General features: G+C 73.9%; 23 protein-coding genes. 12 read left to right on the top strand and 11 right to left on the bottom strand.

Annotated elements, in window-relative coordinates; all coding sequences use genetic code 11:
- Positions 1 to 591 (top strand): phosphotransferase family protein (locus ADY59_RS27860; protein WP_049567734.1); only part of this gene is annotated, 591 nt, incomplete at its 5' end.
- 56 nt (positions 592 to 647) lie between these two features.
- Positions 648 to 1,853: an SGNH/GDSL hydrolase family protein gene (locus ADY59_RS27855; protein ID WP_197093890.1), complete on the top strand. Its 1,206-nt coding sequence runs from the start codon at positions 648 to 650 to the stop codon at positions 1,851 to 1,853.
- A gap of 26 nt (positions 1,854 to 1,879) precedes the next feature.
- On the opposite strand, the gene ADY59_RS27850 is transcribed toward ADY59_RS27855, so the two are convergent.
- Positions 1,880 to 2,815 carry a hypothetical protein gene (locus tag ADY59_RS27850; RefSeq protein ID WP_049567732.1) on the bottom strand — a complete coding sequence of 312 codons (936 nt, stop codon included), beginning with the start codon at positions 2,813 to 2,815 and terminating at the stop codon, positions 1,880 to 1,882.
- A gap of 24 nt (positions 2,816 to 2,839) precedes the next feature.
- Entirely contained in the window at positions 2,840 to 3,190 is a 351-nt protein-coding gene (locus tag ADY59_RS27845) for a hypothetical protein (RefSeq protein ID WP_049567731.1), read from the bottom strand.
- A 203-nt stretch (positions 3,191 to 3,393) separates the two neighbouring features.
- On the opposite strand from ADY59_RS27845, the gene ADY59_RS27840 reads away from it, so the two are divergent.
- Both ADY59_RS27840 and ADY59_RS27835 read left to right on the top strand, forming a co-directional pair.
- Positions 3,394 to 4,224 carry an inositol monophosphatase family protein gene (locus ADY59_RS27840; RefSeq protein WP_082310455.1) on the top strand — a complete coding sequence of 277 codons (831 nt, stop codon included), beginning with the start codon at positions 3,394 to 3,396 and terminating at the stop codon, positions 4,222 to 4,224.
- The gene (locus tag ADY59_RS27835; RefSeq protein ID WP_049567730.1) at positions 4,218 to 4,967 is read left to right on the top strand and encodes a GNAT family N-acetyltransferase; all 750 of its coding nucleotides are present in this window, start codon (positions 4,218 to 4,220) and stop codon (positions 4,965 to 4,967) included. Before ADY59_RS27840 ends, ADY59_RS27835 begins: the two co-directional genes overlap by 7 nt.
- A gap of 34 nt (positions 4,968 to 5,001) precedes the next feature.
- Here ADY59_RS27835 and ADY59_RS27830 read toward each other — a convergent pair whose 3' ends face one another.
- On the bottom strand, positions 5,002 to 6,363 hold the full coding sequence (locus ADY59_RS27830; RefSeq protein WP_197093889.1) for an MFS transporter: 1,362 nt from the start codon (positions 6,361 to 6,363) through the stop codon (positions 5,002 to 5,004).
- Positions 6,364 to 6,483: 120 nt separating this feature from the next.
- On the opposite strand from ADY59_RS27830, the gene ADY59_RS27825 reads away from it, so the two are divergent.
- Entirely contained in the window at positions 6,484 to 7,038 is a 555-nt protein-coding gene (locus tag ADY59_RS27825; RefSeq protein ID WP_231618919.1) for a TetR/AcrR family transcriptional regulator, read from the top strand.
- On the opposite strand, the gene ADY59_RS27820 is transcribed toward ADY59_RS27825, so the two are convergent.
- The 4 genes from ADY59_RS27820 to ADY59_RS27805 all read right to left on the bottom strand — a co-directional run bounded on the left by ADY59_RS27820 (position 7,035) and on the right by ADY59_RS27805 (position 10,585).
- The gene (locus tag ADY59_RS27820; protein WP_049567719.1) at positions 7,035 to 7,877 is read right to left on the bottom strand and encodes an alpha/beta fold hydrolase; all 843 of its coding nucleotides are present in this window, start codon (positions 7,875 to 7,877) and stop codon (positions 7,035 to 7,037) included. The genes ADY59_RS27825 and ADY59_RS27820 overlap by 4 nt on opposite strands.
- Positions 7,874 to 8,467, bottom strand: coding sequence for a TetR/AcrR family transcriptional regulator (locus tag ADY59_RS27815; protein ID WP_049567716.1), 594 nt, complete (start codon positions 8,465 to 8,467; stop codon positions 7,874 to 7,876). Before ADY59_RS27815 ends, ADY59_RS27820 begins: the two co-directional genes overlap by 4 nt.
- Positions 8,468 to 8,826: 359 nt before the next feature.
- Positions 8,827 to 9,696, bottom strand: coding sequence for an alpha/beta fold hydrolase (locus ADY59_RS27810; protein ID WP_049567714.1), 870 nt, complete (start codon positions 9,694 to 9,696; stop codon positions 8,827 to 8,829).
- A gap of 310 nt (positions 9,697 to 10,006) precedes the next feature.
- Positions 10,007 to 10,585 carry a helix-turn-helix domain-containing protein gene (locus tag ADY59_RS27805; protein ID WP_049567712.1) on the bottom strand — a complete coding sequence of 193 codons (579 nt, stop codon included), beginning with the start codon at positions 10,583 to 10,585 and terminating at the stop codon, positions 10,007 to 10,009.
- 96 nt (positions 10,586 to 10,681) lie between these two features.
- Between ADY59_RS27805 and ADY59_RS27800 the strand changes: the two genes are divergently transcribed.
- Together ADY59_RS27800 and ADY59_RS27795 are read left to right on the top strand one after the other, a co-directional pair.
- On the top strand, positions 10,682 to 11,359 hold the full coding sequence (locus tag ADY59_RS27800; protein ID WP_049567763.1) for a class I SAM-dependent methyltransferase: 678 nt from the start codon (positions 10,682 to 10,684) through the stop codon (positions 11,357 to 11,359).
- A 4-nt stretch (positions 11,360 to 11,363) separates the two neighbouring features.
- Positions 11,364 to 11,873, top strand: a complete 510-nt coding sequence (locus tag ADY59_RS27795) for a DinB family protein (RefSeq protein WP_049567709.1) — start codon at positions 11,364 to 11,366, stop codon at positions 11,871 to 11,873.
- Positions 11,874 to 11,889: 16 nt separating this feature from the next.
- Here the strand turns inward: ADY59_RS27795 and ADY59_RS27790 are convergent, their stop codons facing one another.
- Together ADY59_RS27790 and ADY59_RS27785 are read right to left on the bottom strand one after the other, a co-directional pair.
- Positions 11,890 to 12,894, bottom strand: a complete 1,005-nt coding sequence (locus ADY59_RS27790; RefSeq protein ID WP_197093888.1) for an alpha/beta fold hydrolase — start codon at positions 12,892 to 12,894, stop codon at positions 11,890 to 11,892.
- A 274-nt stretch (positions 12,895 to 13,168) separates the two neighbouring features.
- Positions 13,169 to 13,618 carry a winged helix-turn-helix transcriptional regulator gene (locus ADY59_RS27785; protein WP_049567702.1) on the bottom strand — a complete coding sequence of 150 codons (450 nt, stop codon included), beginning with the start codon at positions 13,616 to 13,618 and terminating at the stop codon, positions 13,169 to 13,171.
- Between the two features lie 89 nt (positions 13,619 to 13,707).
- Between ADY59_RS27785 and ADY59_RS27780 the strand changes: the two genes are divergently transcribed.
- Together ADY59_RS27780 and ADY59_RS27775 are read left to right on the top strand one after the other, a co-directional pair.
- Positions 13,708 to 14,301: a dihydrofolate reductase family protein gene (locus ADY59_RS27780; RefSeq protein ID WP_049567699.1), complete on the top strand. Its 594-nt coding sequence runs from the start codon at positions 13,708 to 13,710 to the stop codon at positions 14,299 to 14,301.
- A 114-nt stretch (positions 14,302 to 14,415) separates the two neighbouring features.
- Entirely contained in the window at positions 14,416 to 14,799 is a 384-nt protein-coding gene (locus tag ADY59_RS27775) for a PPOX class F420-dependent oxidoreductase (RefSeq protein ID WP_049567696.1), read from the top strand.
- Between the two features lie 78 nt (positions 14,800 to 14,877).
- Here the strand turns inward: ADY59_RS27775 and ADY59_RS27770 are convergent, their stop codons facing one another.
- Positions 14,878 to 15,873 (bottom strand): BtrH N-terminal domain-containing protein, encoded by a 996-nt coding sequence (locus ADY59_RS27770; protein ID WP_049567693.1) that lies wholly within the window; start codon positions 15,871 to 15,873, stop codon positions 14,878 to 14,880.
- A 64-nt stretch (positions 15,874 to 15,937) separates the two neighbouring features.
- Between ADY59_RS27770 and sigJ the strand changes: the two genes are divergently transcribed.
- Positions 15,938 to 16,903, top strand: coding sequence for an RNA polymerase sigma factor SigJ (sigJ, locus tag ADY59_RS27765; protein WP_231618918.1), 966 nt, complete (start codon positions 15,938 to 15,940; stop codon positions 16,901 to 16,903).
- A 78-nt stretch (positions 16,904 to 16,981) separates the two neighbouring features.
- Positions 16,982 to 18,118, top strand: coding sequence for an NAD(P)/FAD-dependent oxidoreductase (locus tag ADY59_RS27760; protein WP_197093887.1), 1,137 nt, complete (start codon positions 16,982 to 16,984; stop codon positions 18,116 to 18,118).
- Positions 18,119 to 18,128: 10 nt separating this feature from the next.
- Here ADY59_RS27760 and ADY59_RS27755 read toward each other — a convergent pair whose 3' ends face one another.
- Complete coding sequence (locus ADY59_RS27755) at positions 18,129 to 18,779, bottom strand: TetR/AcrR family transcriptional regulator (RefSeq protein ID WP_231618917.1); 651 nt, start codon at positions 18,777 to 18,779, stop codon at positions 18,129 to 18,131.
- Between the two features lie 91 nt (positions 18,780 to 18,870).
- Between ADY59_RS27755 and ADY59_RS27750 the strand changes: the two genes are divergently transcribed.
- Positions 18,871 to 19,245 carry a nitroreductase family deazaflavin-dependent oxidoreductase gene (locus tag ADY59_RS27750; protein ID WP_049567684.1) on the top strand — a complete coding sequence of 125 codons (375 nt, stop codon included), beginning with the start codon at positions 18,871 to 18,873 and terminating at the stop codon, positions 19,243 to 19,245.
- The last annotated feature ends 7 nt before the right edge of the window (positions 19,246 to 19,252 follow it).

Here is a 19,252-nt window from a genome sequence, read left to right as displayed (position 1 = left end):
CCGCCGGCCCCCTGGTACGACCGCGTCCCCGCCCCGGACACATGGGCCGGCGCGGCCGGCGCGGCGGGCGCGGCGGGCGCGGCCGTGCCCTGGGCGGCGCGGCTCGCGGAGGTGCTGGACGCGCTGCCCGAGCTGTGCGCGGTGGTCACGCCGGCCGACCCCGCCGAGCTGATCCTCTGCCACCGGGACCTGCACCCGGAGAACGTGCTGGCCGGCGAAGGCGGCGCGCTCGTGGTCGTCGACTGGGACGGCCTGGGACCGGCCACGCCCGCCCGGGAGCTGGCGCGGGCGCTGTTCGACTGGTTCTGCGACAGCTCGGCCGCCGACCTGGGCGCGATCGCCGCCCTGTACGAGGCGTACGTGCGCGCGGGCGGGCCGGGCCGCGTCACCGGCCTCGCGGACTTCTCGATGCTGGTGGCGTCCAGGCTCAACTTCCTGCTGCGCCAGACCCGCGTGGCGCTCGACCCGCACGCCGAGCGGCGGCACCGCGACTGGGCCGAACGCGAGATCCGCGAAAGCCTGGACCTCATGCCCACCCCGGCCCAACTGACCGCCGTCCTGAACATCAGCAGAAATATTTCGACTCTCTGACGTGCCGCTTGTATGCTCTTCGGCGACAGTCGGACCGAAACATTTCGAGGTGCTGGTTGACGGACGCGCCCCGCTGGGTGACCACCTGGACGTCGATGCCCCAGCTCACCGAGCCGGACAACCTGCCGCCCGCGCCCTACACGCGCGACGGCCTGATCATGGCCGACAGCACGCTGCGCCAGACCGTGCGGGTGTCGGCCGGCGGGCGGCGGGCGCGGCTGCGCCTGTCCAACGCGTTCGGCGGCGCGCCGCTGCCGATCACCCGGGTCTGCGTGGCGCTGCCCGCCGGCGGCCGGGCGGGGGTGAGCGCGATCCTGCCGGGGACGTCCCGGCCGGTGACCTTCCACGGCCGGCCCTCGGCCGTCGTGCCGCCCGGCGCGCACGTCGTGTCCGACCCGCTCGACCTGGACCTGCCGCCCGGCGCCGTGCTGGCCGTGACCCTCCATCTGGCCGGTGGGCAGGCCTCGGCGAGCATCACCTCCCACCCCGGCTCCCGCACCACCTCCTACCTGGCCGAGGGCAACCAGGCCGAGGCCGCGGACCTGACCGGCGCGACGCCCGTCGACCACTGGTACTTCCTCAGCGGCGTCGAGGTGTGGTCCACGGCCTCGGCGCTCGCCCTGCTCGGCGACTCGCTGACCGACGGCCGGGGCTCCACCACGAACGGCAACGACCGCTGGCCCGACCAGCTCTTCGACCGGCTGCCGCCCGGCGCGGGCGTCGCGATCGCCAACCAGGCAGCGGGCGGGAACCGGGTGCTCGACGACGGCCTCGGCCCGAGCGCGCTGGCCCGGCTCGACCGCGACGTGCTCGCGCAGAGCGGCGTCGACCGGCTGCTGGTCTTCGAGGGCGTCAACGACATCGGCACCGCCGAACCCACCCAGGACGCCCAGAAGGGCGTCGCCGGCGACCTGATCGCCGCCTACCACCAGATCGTCGTCCGCGCCCACGCCCGAGGCATCCCGGTGTACGGCGCCACGCTGACGCCGTTCGGCGGCAACGACCCGTACGACGACCCGGACGGCCGTCGTGAGGCGGCCAGGCAGGAGGTCAACGCCTGGATCCGGGACGGGGGCGAGTTCGACGCGGTGATCGACTTCGACCGGGCGGCCCGCGACCCGGCCGACCCCCGGCGGCTGCTGCCCGCCTACGACGAGGGCGACCATCTGCACCTCGGCCCGGCGGGCTACCGGGCGCTCGCCGACGCGGTGCCCGCCGAACTCCTCAGTTCGGGCCGGCCGGCGGCAGACGCTCCGCACTGACGCGGTCCCGGTGGCCGGCGCGGGGCTCAGGGAGGCAGGGTGTCGAGCCCGAGGTCCTCGAAGACCGCCCTGATGTGGTGCCCGACCCCGTCGTTGCCGGCTCCTCCCCAGTGGAGGCCCACGACGCGGTGCCAGTCGCCGCGGTCGGAGGCCCGCGCCTCCAGATAGAGCGCCCCGGAGTCGCCGCCGTCGGAGAAGTCGTCGCCGCCGCCGTCGATCCACAGGTCGGTATGGGACCCGTGGTGGTCCGAGTCGTAGTCGATGAGGTCCACGACGCCATGGGTGAGCCCGGTCCTGCGCCCGGTCTTGTGAACCGGCATGTCGAGGACGGCGTCGGCGATCTCGAAGACGGCGGGGCCGCCTCCGGCGATCGAGGTGCCGACCACGCTCGGATCGATCGGCACGGCTATCGCGGCGTCCAGCGAGCCCGCCCTCAGCACGGAGGCGATGCGGTCCGCGGGCCCTCCGCCGTCCTCGCCGGCCGGCTGGATGACGGGCGTGCCCGCGACCGAGCCGAACACGTGGCGGTTGGACAGGGCGACCACCTGGTTCGTCACCGTGTCCCACACCCAGCCGCCGAACGTGCCGGAACTGCTCACGCTCACGCCGCCGAGCACCGGCCGGCACCTGCCGCCCAGGTCGACGCCCACGGCCGGACGGTCGTCCTCGACCGTGGGCTTGTCCCGCTCCTGCACGTCGACGCGGACGACGACCTCCCGGCCGTCCGGTGCGGCATAGCGCAACGTCCCCGGCACCCGGCGATCGGGATCGACCTCGTCGAGCGGGCGCTTGCGCGTGACGTGCACGACGACCGCGTACTCCTCGACCTTCTCGCCCGAGCGCCGCCGGTGCCCCACGCCCACCCCGTTGACGTCGGGGTTGGCGAGCAACTGCTCCGCGAACCGTTCCTTGGCGCCGCGCACGGCGGGCAGGTCGTCCGCGCCGTCGTGGCTATCGGGCATGACGCCGGGCCTCCGGGAACGACGTCACTGCGGCCGTCCTCCGTCGCCGCCGGCGCCGGCGTCGCCGCCACCCCCGGTGGGACTGACCGGGCCGCTCCCGGGTCCCGGCGAGCTGACACCGCAGCCGCACTCCGCGATCACCAGCGCGTGCCTGCGCCCCCCGGGGTCCAGCCGGTCGGTGGGCAGCCACTCCTCGTTGATCATCTTGCGGATGACGCGGATGGGCTCGGTGCTGACGCGGACCGTCGACACCCCGGCCGCCTCCAGGGCCGTACGCGCCTCGTCCCAGAGGTCGTTCTTGGCGAGGAACGTCATGAACCCGATGAAATTCTCGAGGTTCGTCTCAGTGAGTTCTTCGCTCGTCAGGTCAGTCATGCAAGGCTCCTCGTCACACATCGAGGTGCGTCGCGCAGCTCGATGGACTCCGTACGAACCCGATCAATCCCCTGCGCTCCACCAGCGAAAACTCAAGAGATTCCGTGCGTATCCCCTCCGTCCGGCGAGGTGCCCGACAGAGCGCGGAGGGCAGGCGACCCCCGGTCAGGCGGCCGCACGGCCGATGCGCCATCATCGTCAGCGTGCTGCACGACCTCGATCTCGCCCTGCGGGCCGCCCTCGCGGGCGCCGAGCTGGGGCTGCGCCACTTCGCCCACGTCAGGGACCTCGCCCAGCGGCGCAAGGCCGACGGCTCGGTGGTGACGGAGGCCGATCTGGCCGTGGAGCAGGAGGTGCGCCGGATCCTGCTCGCCGAACGGCCCGCCGACGCCTTCCTGGGGGAGGAGACCGGCGAGCTCGGCCGGGGGCGGCGGCGCTGGCTCCTCGACGGCATCGACGGGACCCTGGTCTTCGTGCGGGGCGACGACCGCTGGCAGACGCTGATCGCCCTGGAGGAGGACGGCCAGGTGGTCGTGGGGGTCGCGATCGTCCCCGCGCGGCACGAGGTCTGGTACGCCGCGCGCGGGCACGGCGCCTTCGTCGCGGACGTGACCGGCGGGCGGCTGACCGGTGCGCGGCGGCTGCGGGCGAAGGAGCCGCCCGATGCCCTGTCCTCCTGCCGGGTGGGGACGCTGCCACCGGCCGAGTTGGCCCCCGGACGGCATCGGGCCGAGCTGGACCGGCTGGCGCGCGCCGCCGTGCCGGCCGGCTGGCGGGTGCACGCCGCGCTGCTGGTGGCCGCCGGGGAGCTGGACCTGGCGGTTCAGGTGGGCGGGAAGGTGTGGGACTACGCGCCGCTGTCGCTGATCGTGACCGAGGCCGGCGGGTTCTTCAGCGGAGCTCACGGTCGGCCCCACCCGGTCACCGGCACCGCCGTGTTCTCGTGCGGCGCGGCGGTGCACAAGGACGCGTGCGAGGTCCTGGCCGCGTCCGTACCGGAAGCCACATCAGACGGAGAGGACCGTACGTGCTGAACACCGACGTGCACGCCTACCTGAGGGCGGCGGCGGGCGACGGGGCCCATCGGGCCGGGCCGTTCGTGATCAGGTTCGACGAGCATGACGACGCGCTGCCGTTCAACTACGCCATCCCCGACGACGACGTCGCCCCCACGGCGGACGAGGTCGCCGCGCTGGTGGCGGCGTTCCGGGAGCGGGCCAGGACGCCCCGGCTGGAGTACGTGCCGCAGGCGGCGCCGAAGGTGGAGGACGCCCTGCTCGCGGCCGGGTTCACGGCGGAGGGCCGCTACCCGCTGCTGGTGTGCCCGCCCGGCGAGGTGGTGCGCGCGCCCGCGGACGCCGCCGTCCGGATCGCGCTCGTGGACGACGACGCCGGGCTGCTGGCCGTCGCCCGGGTGATGAACGCCGCGTTCGAGGCGCCCGAGGCGACCGGGCACGACGTCGCGCGACTGCGGCGGCTCCTCGACAGGGGCGGGCTCGTGGCCGCCGCCACCGACACCGCCACCGGACAGGTCGTCGGCGGCGGGCAGACCGGCGGCCCGCACCGGGGGGTCGCCGAGGTCGCCGGCATCGCGGTGCTGGACTCGCACCGGCGGCGCGGCGTCGCCGGCGCCGTCACGGCACTGCTGACCAGCGCGGGCGCCGGCGCCGGGATCACGACGCCGTTCCTCACGCCCGCCGACGACCGCGCCGCCCGCGTCTACACCCGGGTCGGCTACCGGAACGTGGGCGAGATGCTGCACATCTCGCTGCGCTGACGACGGGAGCCCGCGGAGCGTCCGCCCGGCGTCCTCACGCGACCGCCTCCTTCCCGGCCGCTCCGGCCGGGAGGCGGGGGCCGGGAGTGTGGGGCAGGAGCTGGACGAGCGCGGCGATGGCCAGCGCGACGACGATCAGGTAGATCAGCCCGTGCTGGAACGCCAGGCTCACCCCGCCCGGCAGGCTCCCGTAGAACACGATCCCGACGATCCCGACACCGAGCGCCGCGCCGACCTGCTGAGCCGTCGTCAGCACCCCGGCCGCGGCGCCGGCGTGGCGGGGCGCGACCCCGGCGAGCACCGTGCCCATGATCGGCGCGAGCGCCAGCCCCATGCCGAACCCGTCGACGGCCAGGATCGGCACCAGCCAGCCGAGCGGGGCCTCCAGCGCGACGGCGGCGAGCAGCACCGTGAGACCGAGCGCCCGGGTCAGCCCGCCCAGGGCGATCGTCTGGCGGCCGAACCGCGCGACGACCCGGGGCGCGAGCAGCGAGGCGGCCAGATAGCCCAGCCCGATCGGCGTGAAGATCAGCCCGGCCCCCAGCGCGTCCAGCCCGGCCGCCCCCTGCACGTACAGGGCGAAGATCAGGAAGTACGCGGCCATGCCCATGGTGAAGGCGAGCTGGGTGAGCAGACCGGCGGTGAACGCCCGCTCGCGGAACAGGGCCAGGTCGATCAGGGGCGATGCGTGCCGTCGCCTGCCGTAGGCGGCGAAGAGCGCGACGGCGGCGGCCAGCGACAGCCACGTCCACAGCGGCCAGCCCTGCTCGCGCCCCTCGATCAGCGGCAGCAGGGTCGCCACCAGCGCCGCGCTGATGAGGGCGGTGCCGCCCAGGTCGAGCCGCACGGCCGTGCCGGGGCGGCTCTCGGGGACCACCCGGCGGGTCAGCGCGAGCGCCGCTACGCCGATCGGCACGTTGATCAGGAAGCAGGCGCGCCAGCCGAGCCCGAACAGGTCGGCCTGGATCAGCAGGCCGCCGACGAGCTGCCCGAACACCGCGGCCAGCCCCATCGTCAGCGCGTAGGCGTTGATGGCCCTGGCCTGGGCGGGCCCGCTGTAGACGGTCCGCAGGATGGCCAGCACCTGCGGGGTGAGCGCCGCCGCGGCCAGCCCCTGGGCGATGCGGGCGGCGACCAGCGTGCCGGCGTCGGGCGCCAGGCCGCACGCGATCGAGGCGAGCGTGAACAGGGTCAGGCCGATGACGAACATGCGGCGGCGGCCGAGGATGTCGCCGAGCCGCCCGCCGAGGACCAGTCCGGCCCCGTAGGCCAGGCCGTAGCCGGCGACGACCCACTCGACGGCGGCCGCGCCGGCGTGCAGGTCGCGCTGGATGGCGGGGATGGCGACGTTGACGATGAAGAAGTCGAGGATCGTGATGAACACACCCGTCAGCACGACGGGAAGGGTGCCCGCGCGGGGCATGGCGACTCCGGTAGATAGAACGATCGGTATACGCCGCCATTAGATAGAATGGTTGGTCTAACTGTCAATCCGCTGCCGGATCGGATGCGTGTGATGAGCAGACCGGGACCCCGCGAACGGCTTCTCCAGGCCGCGAGCGACCTCACCTACGAGCAGGGCGTCCATGTCGGGGTGGACGCGATCCTCAAGGAGGCCGACGTCGCCCGCCGCTCGCTCTACCAGCACTTCGGCGGCAAGGACGGGCTGATCGCCGAGACGCTGCGGGGGGCCGGCGTCGAGGCCCGCTATCGTCAGGTGATGGACGACGCCGGGGACGACCCCCGGGAGCGGGTCCTGGCCGTCTTCGACGAGCTGGACAAGATCACCACGCGGCCGTCGTTCCACGGCTGCCGCTACACGGCGGCCGAGCTCGCCCTCACCGATCCGGCCCACCCCGCGCACGCCGAGGTCCGCGCGTACAAGGACCGGCTGCACCGGCTGTTCGAGGACGAGCTGCGCCGCCACCGGCACCCGGCGCCCGGCTTCGGCGCCGACCAGATCCTCGTGCTCGTGGACGGGGTGCTCGCCCACGCCGTCACCCGCCCCGACGCCCATCCCGCCCGGGCCGCGCGGGCCCTGGCGGAGGTGGTGCTCGACCAGCCGCGCTAGCTGCTCAGCACCTTGCGGAGCAGCTCGGCGAACCCGGCGGGATGCGTGCTGAGGCCCGTGTGACCGCCGGGGAAGTGGACGAGCTCCCTGCCGAACCGCTCGGCCAGGAGCGCGGCGGGACGGTAGGGCAGCTCGCCGCGCGAGTCCGCGCCGCCCGCGAGCACGAGCCGGTCCGACAGGGCCGCCAGGCGCTCCAGGTCGGGGGTGTAGGCCATGAAGCTCGGCACGATGCGCCCGAGGAAGTAGGGCATGTTCGCCATCGTCCGCTCGGCGCGGGCCGCCGCCCGGGGCGGCAGCTCGACGGCCGCCTCCGCCCTGGCGGGCTCCCCGGCGCCCGGCCGCCGCAGGGCCGCCGCGAACTCGGCCACCGCGGGCATCAGCCCCTCCCGCCGGAACGTGTCCTGGACGCGGGCGAGCATCGCGCGGTGCCCGGCGGCGTCCGGCAGCACCTCCACCACCGGCGGCTCGTGCGCGACCACGCGTTCCAGCCGCCCGGGATGGGCGGTGAGCAGGTGCAGCGCGACGATCGCCCCCGAGCTGCATCCGGCCACGCGGGCGGGCGCGTCCGGCGACAGCAGTTCCAGCAGCCGGAACGCGTCGTCGGCGTGCCGCGCGACGTGCTGGGTGGCCCGCGGGTCGTCCAGCGGGCTGCGGGACATGCCGCGTGCGTCGTAGGCGGCGACCGTGTGGTCGGCGGCCAGCTCGCCGGCGATGCCGTCGAACGAGGCGGCGTCGCCCGCGCCGCCCGGGATCAGCAGCAGCAGCGGGCCCCGCCCACGTACCTCGTAGTGCAGGGTGGCGCCGTCCACGCGCAGGCGGCCGGTGGTGGGATCGGTCATGAGGACTCTCCTTCACGGGGTGCGGGCCAGCGCTCCAGGAGGGCGTGCAGCGCGTCGAGGCAGCGGCCCCACGAGGTCTCCGCCGGGCGCGCGTGCGCGAACCCGCCGGCGGCCTCCAGGCTGACGAAGCCGTGCAGCGTGCTGCGCACCAGCCGGACCGCGTCGGTCAGGTCGGGCTCGGCCAGCGCGTAGGCGCGCAGCATGCTGTACGTCAGCTCGACCGCGCGTCGCGGCCCCGGCGCCCGGGCCGCGAGATCGGGATCGATCCGGGTCGGGACCTGTGTCGCGGTGTAGCGGCCCGGATGGTCGTGGGCGTAGGCCCGCCAGGCGTCCGCGAACGCCACCAGCGCGTCCTTCCCGGCCCGTCCGGCGGTCGCCTCGGCGATGCGGATCGTCTTCTCGTCCGCCGCCAGCAGGGCGATCCGCCCGCGCAGGTCTTCCAGGCCGCGTACGTGCACGTACAGGCTCGCGTCCTTCACCCCGAGCCGCCTGGCCACCGCCGACATGGTCACGTGCTCCAGCCCGACCTCGTCCGCCAGCTCGGCACCCGCGACTGTCACCCGATCAGCCGTCAGCCCGGCCCGCGCCATACATTCTCCTAGAGCAGCTCAAATCAAACCTAATACTCCTAGGATAAACCTTGCGCTCTGAGGTTTGGGCACCGGGGCCGGCGGCCGATCCCAGAAGGGGGTGGCGATCCCGAACGCCTCGCGGAGCAGGGCCCCGATCACCCCGGTCGCGAAGGCATCGGCGGGACAGCGGAAGACGCCGCCCCGGCCGTCGGCCGCCTGGACCGCCGAGCCGTCCGCGCCGAACCTCAGGGATGCAGATCAAGCTCGCGCCCCCGCCCATCCCTCATCACGAACCGGACCGGCCGCCCGGGCACGGCGCCGTCCTGCTCGGCGAAGCCGGCGGCCGTCAGCCTCGCTGTGCGGCGGCGCCGGCGCGGTCAGGAGTGGACGCGTCCGAGGAAGTCGCGGACGAGGGGGACGATCTCGCCCAGGCTGGTCTCCAGCGCCCAGTGCCCGGCGTCGAGCAGGTGCAGCTCGGCGTCGGGAAGGTCGCGCAGGTACGCCCGGGCGGACTCCTCGGGCATGTAGCCGTCGTGCGGTCCCCACACGATCAGCGCCGGCGGCCGGTGCTCGCGCAGGTACGCCTGCTCCTTCGGGAACCAGCCGAGCGTCGTCGCCTGGTCCTCGAACAGGTTCACCACGTTCCGCCTGCGCTCCGGGGTGTTCATCAGGGCCCAGTGCAGCGTCCACAGGTCCGGGCTCACCCGTTCGGCGAGGTGCGGGGGCAGGTCGCCGGCGAACTCGTCGCGAAACCCGTCAAGCGAGACGTTGGCGGCCATCTTCTCCCGGCCCTCGGGCGTCGGGTGGGCCCAGTGCTCCTTCAGCCAGGCGTACTTCGGGCCGAGCGCGTCCTCGTAGATGTCGCCGTTCTGGATGACGAGCGCGGCCACCCGTTCCGGCGATCGCAGGGCGAGCCGGAGGCCGAACTGGGAGCCGTAGTCGTGCAGGTAGAGGGCGTACCGGGACAGGCCGAGCACCTGGGTGAAGCGTTCGAGGTGGTCGGCGTAGCCGTCGAAGGTGTAGGAGAAGCCGGCGGGGGTGGCGCTGTGGCCGAAGCCCGGCAGGTCGGGCGCGAGCAGGCGCCAGCGGTCGCCGAGGGCGGGCATGAGGCCGCGGAACTCGTAGGAGGAGCAGGGGTAGCCGTGCGGCAGCAGGAACACCGGGGCGTCCGGCGGGCCGGCCTCCCTGTAGAAGGTCTCGACCCCATCGACGTCGATGATGCGGTGCGTCACTGGTGATAGCGGCATGCATGTCGCCTGCCCGCGAACGGGTCGAGGTCACGCCGGGATGAACGGCTCCGTCGGATGCGGGGTCGCCAGGTGCAGCGTGGTGGCGGTTCCGTGGTCCGGCAGGCGCTTCCTGGAGTGCCCGGCGGCCTCGGGATCGAACTCGTGCGAGTAGCGAGGTCGGGGGAGCTAGAAGAACGGGCCCTGCGCGTCGGCCAGGGCGTTGATCTCGGTCGAGCCGATCCGGAGGCGGGGAACGTCGGGGGACATGGCCGCGATCCTGCCGGGCCCAGCTGGGCACCTCGGCCCCGGCCCGAGGCACGGCGGGGCGTCAGTGCGCGGACGGTGCCAGGTGGGCGCGTTCTCCCTGCGCGCCGAAGAGGGTGAGCAGCTCCGCGGGCCGGTCGCCGGCGCTGCCGATCCAGTGCGGTATGCGGGTGTCGAACTCCGCGGCCTCGCCGGCGCCGAGCCGGAACTCCTGCTCGCCGAGCACGAACCTGACGTGCCCGTCGAGGACGTAGAACCACTCGTACCCCTCGTGGGTCCGCGGCTTAGTCGCCGGCGCCCGGCCGGCCGGCGGGTAGATCACCTTGTAGGCCTGGATGCCGCCCGCCCGCCTGGTCAGCGGCACCAGCACCAGCCCGTGGCGCCGTACCGGCCGCAGGTGGATGCGCGGGTCCCCGGTGGGCGGCGCCGCGACGAGATCGTCGAGCGGGACGCCGTGCGCCCGGGCCAGCGGCAGGAGCTGCTCCAGCGTGGGGCGGAGCCTGCCGTTCTCCAGCCGGGACAGGGTGCTCGCCGTGAGCCCGGTCTCGTCGGCCAGCGCCGCCAGCGTGGCGCCGCGCGCCTTCCGCAGGGCGCGCAGCCGCGCCCCGACTCCGGCCAGTACGTCTTCGGAGGGATGGTCCATGCCTTCAATAATGCGGATCCGCAACTTTTCTTGCAAACGGGGAACGGCGGCGGCGATGCTGCCGGAACAGGTAACCGGCCACGAAGGGCGATGCACATGGACTCCACCCGAAGCGGGCGGCCCGCCGCGGGCGAGCAGGGCGCGGCGGACCAGGACGCCGCGCTGTTCTGGGAGCGGCACTACCGCACCCGGCGCGACCGGGACGCGCACGTCAACCCGCTGCTCGCCGAGACCGCCGCGCCGCTGCCTCCCGGCGCCGCCCTGGACCTGGGCTGCGGCGCCGGCGGCGACGCCATCTGGCTCGCCCGGCGGGGCTGGCACGTCACCGCCGTCGACATCTCCGCCACCGCCGTCGAGCGCGTGCGGGACCGCGCCCGCGAGCTCGGCGTCGGCGGGCGGGTCGTCACCGAACGGCACGATCTCGCCGAGAGCTTCCCGGCAGGCCGGTTCGACCTCGTCTCCGCCCAGTACTTCCACACCCCGTTCCCGCTGCTCCGCGACCGGGTCCTGCGCGCCGCCGCCGGGGCGCTGCGCCCCGGCGGCCTGCTGCTGATCGTCGACCACGGCTCCACCGCGCCGTGGTCATGGAACCAGGACCCCGGGATCCACCACCCCACCCCGACCGAGCTGGCCGCCGAACTCGATCTCGACCCCGCGCACTGGCAGGTCCGGCGCGCCGACATGCCCCGCCGCCGGGCCACCGGTCCCGCCGGCGAGAGCGCGTACGTCGTCGACCACGTCCTGCTCGTCCAGCGGACCACCGGAACGGGGTGACCCGATGTCAGGAGACAGCGCGCGGCGAGCCGCGACGCGGGCCAAGGACACCGCGCCCCCGCGGACCGGCGCCGACGAGAAGGCCACCCTGCGGGGCTTCCTCGACCACCTGCGGAACGCGGTCGCCGGGAAGGTCGCGGATGTGCCGGAACCGCAGGTGCGAACGGCCGGAGTGCCCTCGGGCACGAACCTTCTCGGGCTGGTCAGGCACCTGGCGTTCGTCGAACGGTTCTACTTCCTCGGCGAGGACGCCGGCGACTGGCCCGCGACCATGCGGCCCACCCCGCACGACACCGTCGCCGGGGTGCTCGCCGACTACCGGCAGACCGTCGAGCGGGCGAACCAGGTCATCGACGCCTGCCCGGACCTGGCCCTGCCCGCCCCGCGCGTCCCGGGCCGGGGGCCGGCGCCGTCGATGCGATGGGTCCTGGTGCACCTGATCGAGGAGACCGGCCGGCACGCCGGCCACGCCGACATCCTCCGCGAGCGGATCGACGGCTCCACCGGCCGCTGACCGGCCCGGGGCCCGCTCACCGGGTGTCGGCGAAGAAGGCACGGAGGTGGCGGTTGACCGGTTCCGGGCAGTCGAGCTGGGGGGCGTGGCCGCAGCCGTCCAGGATCCGGAGCCGGGCGTCGGGCAGCAGTCCGGCGAATCGGCGGGCGCGCTCGACGGGCTGGACGGTGTCCTGCCTCCCCCACAGCAGCAGGACCGGGGTCGCGGTGGCGGGCAGGGCGCGTTCGGTCGGCCCCCAGTCCAGGCGGCGTTCCAGCAGGTAGGTGGCGCGGATGTTGTCGTGGAAGGTCATCGGCGCCCACCACTCGTCCAGCAGCCGGTCGGTGATCCGCTGCTTGTTGACCATCATGCCCTCGGCCACGCCGCGCACGGCGGACCTGCCGGTGGACAGCTTGACCGCGAGCTCGCCGACGACGGGGATCTTCAACGACTCCCACATCCAGGTGCCGGGCAGGTCCAGCCCGGTGGCGTCGAGCAGGGCGAGCTTCGTGACGCGGGCGGGGTGACGCTGGGCGAAGGCCAGGGCCCAGCCGCCGCTCCAGGAGTTGCCCGCCAGAGCGGCCCGCCGTACGCCGACGGAGTCCATGAACGCGCCGACGGCGGCGGTCATGGCGTCCAGGTCGAAGGCGAAGTCGCGGTCCTTCAGCCGCGTGTAACCCTGGCCGGGCAGGTCGACCACGTACACGGTGTGGTCGCGGGCCAGTGCCGGCACCTGGTCCTTCCAGCCGATGACCGAGGTGCCGCCGGGCGAGAGCAGGATCACCGGACTGCCGGATCCGGCCCGCACGTAGTGGAAGCTGGCGATCGGGGTGTCGGCGTAGCGGGACCCCACCTGGGCCAGGTACGGCGAGCGGAAGGCGCGACCGGCCTCGGCCGGCTGCCAGACGTAGGCCCCCAGCAGCATCACGGTCACCAGCAGGGTCACCAGCAGGGCGAGCGCGGCCGGCAGCAGGCGATACCGGCGCCGCCGGCGCCCCGGCCGCCCGGCGGCGGTCTCAGGTGTGTCGTCAAGGCGAACCATGCTCATCCCCGGTCTCGGTCGTGGAGTCGTTCACCCGTCCGGACGGGGCGGCGCGCCGGTCCGTGACAGCCGAGGCGCGTGATCCGGCTCACGCCCGTGCCGCCCGCGAACGGCGGCCGGCCGGGGCGCCGGAGTTTTGGGACCGCATGGCGACCGGATGGGCATGATGCGGAGCCGGCGTTGGTAGCACTCCGAGCCGGAGGTTCCGGAGCGGGGGAGCGGCGGGCACATGGCAGGTGGGCGGCGTGGCGGGGGAGTGCCGGGGCCTCCCCGGTCAGACGGCTCCCGGGCCGGGCAGCAGGTCGACGTCGCCGGCGTGCATCGGCTCGCCGCAGTGGGCGCAGCGCAGGTCGACGCGGCTGATCTCGCCGCACGCGTGATGGCGGTAGAGCACCGGAGGCCCGGCCTCGCCCGCGAGCCACCTGTCCGCCCAGCCGGCCATGACCATGAGCAGGTCGACGAGCTCGGCGCCCTTCTCCGTCAGGATGTACTCGTGGCGTGGCCGCCGGTCGTAGGGCCGGCGTTCGAGGACTCCGCGCTCGACGAGGTGGTTGAGCCGCTCGGTCAGCACCTTGCGCGAGATGCCGAGATCCGCCTGGATCTGCTCGAACCGGGTGAACCCGGCCCACACGTCCCGCAGGATCAGCGGGGACCAGGGCTCCCCGATGACGTCGAGCGTGCGCGCGATCGAGCACGCCATGTCGCCGAAATTGGTGCGTTGCATGGGACGAGCCTATCAAGCGGGGTTCCCTCAGGGAACTTCGACTGTTAGGGTCATGGAGTCTCTTGAAGGAACCCGAAGGGAGTGCGCAGATGAGCAAGGTCATCAGTGCCCACGCGGTGTCGGTCGACGGCTACATCACCGGGCGCGACCCGGGCGCCGGGCGCGGGCTGGGCGACGGCACGACGCTCTTCGACTGGTACTTCGACGGAGACACGCCCAGCCGGGTGTTCGACGGGTTCCGGCTGAGCGGCCCCAGCGCCCGGATCTTCGACGCTCTCGCCGGGCGGGTGGGCGCGATCGTCGCGGGCCGCAACACCTACGAGGACTCCGACCGTTTCGGCGGCGGCAGCCCGCACCCGGCGGCCCGGCTGTTCGTCCTCAGCCATCGGGCGGCGCCGGAGCTGACCGAGCGGCAGACCCTGGTCACCACCGGCGTCGAGGACGCGATCGCGGCGGCCCGCGAGGCGGCCGGCGGCAAGGACGTCGGCCTCATGGGCGGCTGCGTCGCGACCGAGGCCCTCAAGGCGGGGCTGGTCGACGAGGTGATCCTCCACCAGGTGCCGATCCTGCTCGGCGGCGGCCGCCCCTTCTTCCGCGCGCTGCCCGGGCACGTGCGCCTGCGCCTGGTCGAGGCCGTCCCGGCGCCGGGCGTCACCCATCTCCACTACGCGGTCGAGCGCTGATCCCGGCCGCCTGCCATGCCGTACCGGACACCGTCGTACCGAACACCGTCGCACCGAACACCGTCGTACCGGACACCGCCGTACCGAACACCGAAATCGCACGAGGAGAAGAAGATGCTCACCCCTGACGTACGCCGCGCACTCGACGGCACCTCGCTGGCCCACCTCGCCACCGTCCTGCCGGACGGTTCGCCCCACACCGTCCCGCTCTGGGTCGGCACCCACGGCGAGCGCATCGTCTTCCTCACCGGTCCGCGGTCGCGCAAGGCCCGCAACCTGCGCCGCGACCCGAGGGTGGCGCTCTCCCTGGCGCCCGCCGACAACCCGTACGAGCCCGTCATCGTCCGGGGCCGGGTCGTCGAATGGCTCGACGGCGACGCGGCCTGGGAGATCATCGACCGGATCGCGGTGAAGTACACCGGCGAGCCCTACCCCCGCGAAGAGGAACGCGTCATCGCCGTCGTCGAGCCCGAACGGCAGAAGGTCGGCCTCGGCTGACCGGCGAACAGCCGTGAGATCGTGCTGGTCCGCGAGACCGTCGACGGCGCCCGCGGCCACTGATCGCGGACGCCGGCCTCAGTGTCGCGCCCGCACCTCCAGCAGCGTCCGCATGGCCTCGCCCTCGACGCGCGCGAGGTCGAGCAGGAGGGCGGCGGCCCGGTCGAGGCAGGCCGCGTCGTCCTCCTCGCCCGCCTTCGCGATCGGCGCGGCCACCTCCGTCCACAGGGTGGCGGCCTCGCCGTAGAGCCGGTGACCGGTGCGCAGGGCGTCGTCGTCGACCAGCCCGGTGCACTCGCCGAGGAAGTCACGGTAGAGGGCGCGGAACAGGGCGCCGCCGGTGCCGCCCTTCTCCATGAGGAGGGCGGCCTGCGGCAGGTCCCGCTTCGGCTCCTGCGCGCGGGCCGGCCACTTGGGCGCCTGGCGGGCGGTCTTCTCGATGCCGCGATGGCCCAGATTCGCGATGGGGGCGGTGAGGAACGCGCCGGCGCACGCCTTGATCGCGGGCACGACCTGCTCCTGCCAGGAGAGCGGGTGCGGCGGCAGGGCGACGGAGAAGGAGCGGTTCCTGGCGGTCATCGGGCCGCGTTCAGCCCTCGCCATGGCCAGGGCGGTCCGGCTCGTCCGCACGGCGCCGCCCTGCTGCTCGGTGTCCACCAGGTACGCCTGGTGCTCGTCGTAGCCGTACATCGCGACGACATGGCCGCCGAAGTGCACCTTCGACCGGAAGTAGTCCAGGTGGTAGCAGTCGAGCTGGAGGCCGACCGGCGCCCCGGCGTCGATGCGGGCCGACACGTTCTCCCACGCCTTGCGCGGCGAGGTGGTCTCCTCGACCCGCAAGGTCAGGCCCAGCCTGGCGGCCAGGTTCCGGGTGAGCTCGAAGGGCTTGACGCGGCCTCCGATGAAGGGGAAGTCCATGCCCTTGGCGTCCCAGTAGACGAAGGACAGGCCCGAGCCGAGCCCGAACAGCATGGGCTCGGACAGGTCGAGTCCCTCGTGCCGCAGCAGCACCCCCAGCGCCGTCGTCTCGCAGTGCTGCGTGCCACGGGCCTCGACACCCTCCACGATGGTCATGCGTCGCTCTCCTCGATAGCCGGACGGCCGGCGGCTCCGGAAGCCGTTGCCGGGTGGAAGTAGCATGATGCCTCCCACAGGGGGAGAGTCCACCGCCTCCCAGGTGGGCAGGCACGGCCTGCCCGGGATCGGCGGCCGGCGGGACGGGAGGCCGAGGGTGGAGCGGAGCGGCACGTTGACGGAGGCCGACTGGGAGGCGCATCGCGCCGCGGTCTTCGGGGCGGCCTACCGCATCCTCGGCACCGTGGCCGAGGCCGAGGACGTGACGCAGGAGGTGTGGCTGCGTGCCGCCACCGCCGACCTGTCCGAGGTGCGGGACCTGCGGGCCTGGCTGGTCACCCTGGCCGCCCGGACGTCCTACAACGTGCTGAGGTCGGCGCGCGTCCGGCGCGAGACCTACGTCGGCCCCTGGCTGCCCGAACCCCTGCTGACCGGGCCCGACACCGCCACCCGGGTGATCATGGACGAGTCGGTGAGCACCGCCATGCTGGTCGTGATGGAGCGGCTCTCCCCGGCCGAACGCGTCGCGCTGGTGCTGCACGACGTCTTCGGCCTGCCGTTCGACCGGGTCGCCGAGGTGCTCGGCAGCACGCCCGCCGCCGGTCGCAAGCTCGCCTCCCGCGCGCGGGCACGGGTCGCCGCGGTGCGGGAGCGGCCCCGGGCGTCCAGGACCGAGACCGAACGCGTACTGAAGGCGTTCAAGGCGGCGGCCGACGCGGGGGACATCGCCGGGCTCGTCGAGCTGCTCCATCCCGATGCCGTCTACGTCGCCGACGGCGGCGGCAAGGCGATCGCCGCCCGCAGGCCGGTCGGCGGCGCGGCCCGGATCGCGCTGCTGGCGGTCAGGCAGATCGAGATCAGGCGGCCCGACGCCTTCCGCGTCATCGAGGTGAACGGGGATCCCGCCCTGGCGACCTACGACGGCGGCGAGCTGGTCTGGCTCGACACCGTGGAGGTCGCCGACGGGCGGATCACGGAGTTCCGGAGACTGGTCAATCCCGAGAAACTCGCTCATCTCGGTCACATCTGAGCGTGCCGTCTTGTCTCCCTGCCGCGGCCCCCGATTCCCCGGGGGCGATACTGAGAGAGGGACGGAACAGTGGCACACGTGGTGATCATCGGAGGCGGGTTCGCGGGCGTCTGGAGCGCGGCGGGAGCGGCGCTGGCGCGCGGGGAGGCGGACCTGCGCATCACGCTCATCGCGCCGGACGAGCACATGGTGCTGCGGCCGCGCCTGTACGAGCCGGAGCCGGAGCTGGCCAAGGTCGAGCTCGCCAGGGTGCTCGGGCCGATCGGCGTCGAGCACCTGCGGGCCCGCGTGAGCACGATCGACACCGGCCGCCGCGTGGTCGTGGCGGGTGGCCGGGAGGTCGGCTACGACCGCCTGGTGCTGGCGGCGGGCAGCGAGCTCGTCCGGCCCGGGGACCTGCCCGGCGCCGGGCGGCTCTTCGACATCGACACCCTCGACGGGGCCCGGCGGCTCGCCGATCACCTGCGCGACCGCGACGACTACGCCGCCGTGGTCGTCGGCGCCGGGTTCGTCGGCCTGGAGGCCGCGACCGAGCTGGCCGCCGGGGGCCGGGTGCTGCTGGTGGACCAGGCGGAGGTCGTCGGCGACGAGCTCGGCGCGGGCCCGCGCGAGGTGATCCGGGCCGCGCTGGACGAGCTGGGCGTCGAGCTCCGCCTCGCGACGACGGTGACGGAGGTCGGCGACGGGTACGCCGTCCTGTCCGGCGGCAACCGGGTCGAGGCGGACGCGGTGGTCTGGGCGGCCGGGCTACGGGCCAGCGAGCTCACCCGGCAGATCTCCGGCGATCTCGACCACCTCGGCCGGGTGCCGGTGGACGGGCACCTGCGCGCCCTGCCTGAGGTGTTCGCCGCCGGGGACACGGCCGCGGCGGCCTTCGACGCCGAGCACACGGTCATGCAGGCCTGCCAGCACGCCACCCCGCTGGGCAAGGTCGCCGGCTACAACGCCGCGGCCGACCTGCTCGGCCTGCCGCTGCGCGACTTCACCCCCGGTCCGTACGTCACCTGCCTGGACCTGGGCGGCGCCGGCGCGGTCTTCACCCGGGGCTGGGACCGCAAGGTGATGGCCTCGGGCGCCGCCGCCAAGGAGGTCAAGAAGACCATCAACCAGTTCATCCACCCGCCGGTGGACGACGCCTCGGAGATCCTCGCCGCCGCCGGTAACGTCTACCTCGACCTGCCCTTCTTCCCGCGTGAGGAGGAGAAGGCAGCCTGAGCACCGCCTTTCAGCCCCGGCGGGCCTCGAGCGCGTCGAGGATGAGGTCCAGGCCGTAGCCGAACTCGCCGGTGTGGTCGTAGCCGGGCCGCAGGGCGTGGCCGACGATCATCTCGGTGAGGTACGGCAGCTCGTCCGCCGGCAGCCCTTCCAGGATGCCGCCGGCCACCTCCCCGACCTCGTCCGGCGTTGTCACCGGCAGGTTCGCCTCCTGCAGGACGAATCCGCCGACGTAGCTGTCGATGAGGGAGACGGCGTGCGCGGCCATCGGCAGGGAGAATCCCGCCCTCCGCAGGACACCGAGGACGGCGTCGTGGTGGCGCAGCGTCGCCGGGCCCGGGGAGCGGCGGGAGTCCATGAGGCCGAGGGCCCAGCTGTGCCGCGACAGGACCGCGCGCGCGGAGAAGGCGCGCGCGCGGACGGCCTCGCGCCAGTCGCCGTCCCCGGCGCCGGGCAGCTCGATCGCCGCGAACACCGCGTCGACCACGCCGTCGAGGATCGCGTCCTTGTTCGGCACGTGGTGGTAGAGCGACATCGCCTCCACGCCCAGCTCCTGCGCCACCCGGCGCATGGTGATCGCCTCCACGCCGCCGCGGTCCGCGACCCGGATCGCGGCTTCCAGCACGAGCGCCCTGCTGAGCGGTTTCGCCGGTGGTGACACGACGCCTCCAGGAGGTCGGACGGGGTTGACAGCCTTACGAGTGTAAGCCAGCCTTACATGCGTAAGCGCGGTCCGAGCGAAGGAGGTCCCGATGCCGATGCCCACGTGGTGGGGGCACGTGAACAAGCGGGTGTTCAACCCCCGCGCGATCGAGGGCGGGAAGTGGCCGGTGCTGACCCACGTCGGCCGCACCTCCGGCGCGACCTACCGCACGCCGCTCGACGCGCATCCCGTCGACGGCGGCTACCTGTTCATCCTGGTGTACGGATCGCGCGCGGACTGGGTGCGCAACGTCCTGGCGACCGGCGGTGCGCGGCTCCGGGTCGACGGCAAGGAGGTGGCCCTCGCCGCCCCGCGCCTGGTCGGGAAGGAGGAGGCGTTCCGGGCCCTGCCGGACGCGGCGGCCCGCCCGCCGAAGGTGCTCCGCATCACCGAGTTCCTCCGCATGGACCTGGTCGCGGACTGACCTCGGG

Source organism: Nonomuraea sp. SBT364 (genome assembly GCF_001083785.1).
Classification (GTDB): Bacteria; Actinomycetota; Actinomycetes; order Streptosporangiales; family Streptosporangiaceae; genus Nonomuraea.
This window is presented reverse-complemented; position numbering and strand designations above follow the sequence as displayed.

Coding starts and splice junctions, on each gene's coding strand:
- ADY59_RS27845 (WP_049567731.1), bottom strand. CDS start 3,190: ATGACTGACCTGACGAGCGAAGAACTCACTGAGACGAACCTCGAGAAT.
- ADY59_RS27810 (WP_049567714.1), bottom strand. CDS start 9,696: ATGCCGCTATCACCAGTGACGCACCGCATCATCGACGTCGATGGGGTC.
- ADY59_RS27790 (WP_197093888.1), bottom strand. CDS start 12,894: ATGGTTCGCCTTGACGACACACCTGAGACCGCCGCCGGGCGGCCGGGG.
- ADY59_RS27785 (WP_049567702.1), bottom strand. CDS start 13,618: ATGCAACGCACCAATTTCGGCGACATGGCGTGCTCGATCGCGCGCACG.
- ADY59_RS27820 (WP_049567719.1), bottom strand. CDS start 7,877: ATGACCGATCCCACCACCGGCCGCCTGCGCGTGGACGGCGCCACCCTG.
- ADY59_RS27850 (WP_049567732.1), bottom strand. CDS start 2,815: ATGCCCGATAGCCACGACGGCGCGGACGACCTGCCCGCCGTGCGCGGC.
- ADY59_RS27815 (WP_049567716.1), bottom strand. CDS start 8,467: ATGGCGCGGGCCGGGCTGACGGCTGATCGGGTGACAGTCGCGGGTGCC.
- ADY59_RS27800 (WP_049567763.1), top strand. CDS start 10,682: ATGGACTCCACCCGAAGCGGGCGGCCCGCCGCGGGCGAGCAGGGCGCG.
- ADY59_RS27795 (WP_049567709.1), top strand. CDS start 11,364: ATGTCAGGAGACAGCGCGCGGCGAGCCGCGACGCGGGCCAAGGACACC.
- ADY59_RS27770 (WP_049567693.1), bottom strand. CDS start 15,873: ATGACCATCGTGGAGGGTGTCGAGGCCCGTGGCACGCAGCACTGCGAG.
- ADY59_RS27775 (WP_049567696.1), top strand. CDS start 14,416: ATGCTCACCCCTGACGTACGCCGCGCACTCGACGGCACCTCGCTGGCC.
- ADY59_RS27750 (WP_049567684.1), top strand. CDS start 18,871: ATGCCGATGCCCACGTGGTGGGGGCACGTGAACAAGCGGGTGTTCAAC.
- ADY59_RS27780 (WP_049567699.1), top strand. CDS start 13,708: ATGAGCAAGGTCATCAGTGCCCACGCGGTGTCGGTCGACGGCTACATC.
- ADY59_RS27805 (WP_049567712.1), bottom strand. CDS start 10,585: ATGGACCATCCCTCCGAAGACGTACTGGCCGGAGTCGGGGCGCGGCTG.
- sigJ (WP_231618918.1), top strand. CDS start 15,938: ATGATGCCTCCCACAGGGGGAGAGTCCACCGCCTCCCAGGTGGGCAGG.
- ADY59_RS27825 (WP_231618919.1), top strand. CDS start 6,484: ATGAGCAGACCGGGACCCCGCGAACGGCTTCTCCAGGCCGCGAGCGAC.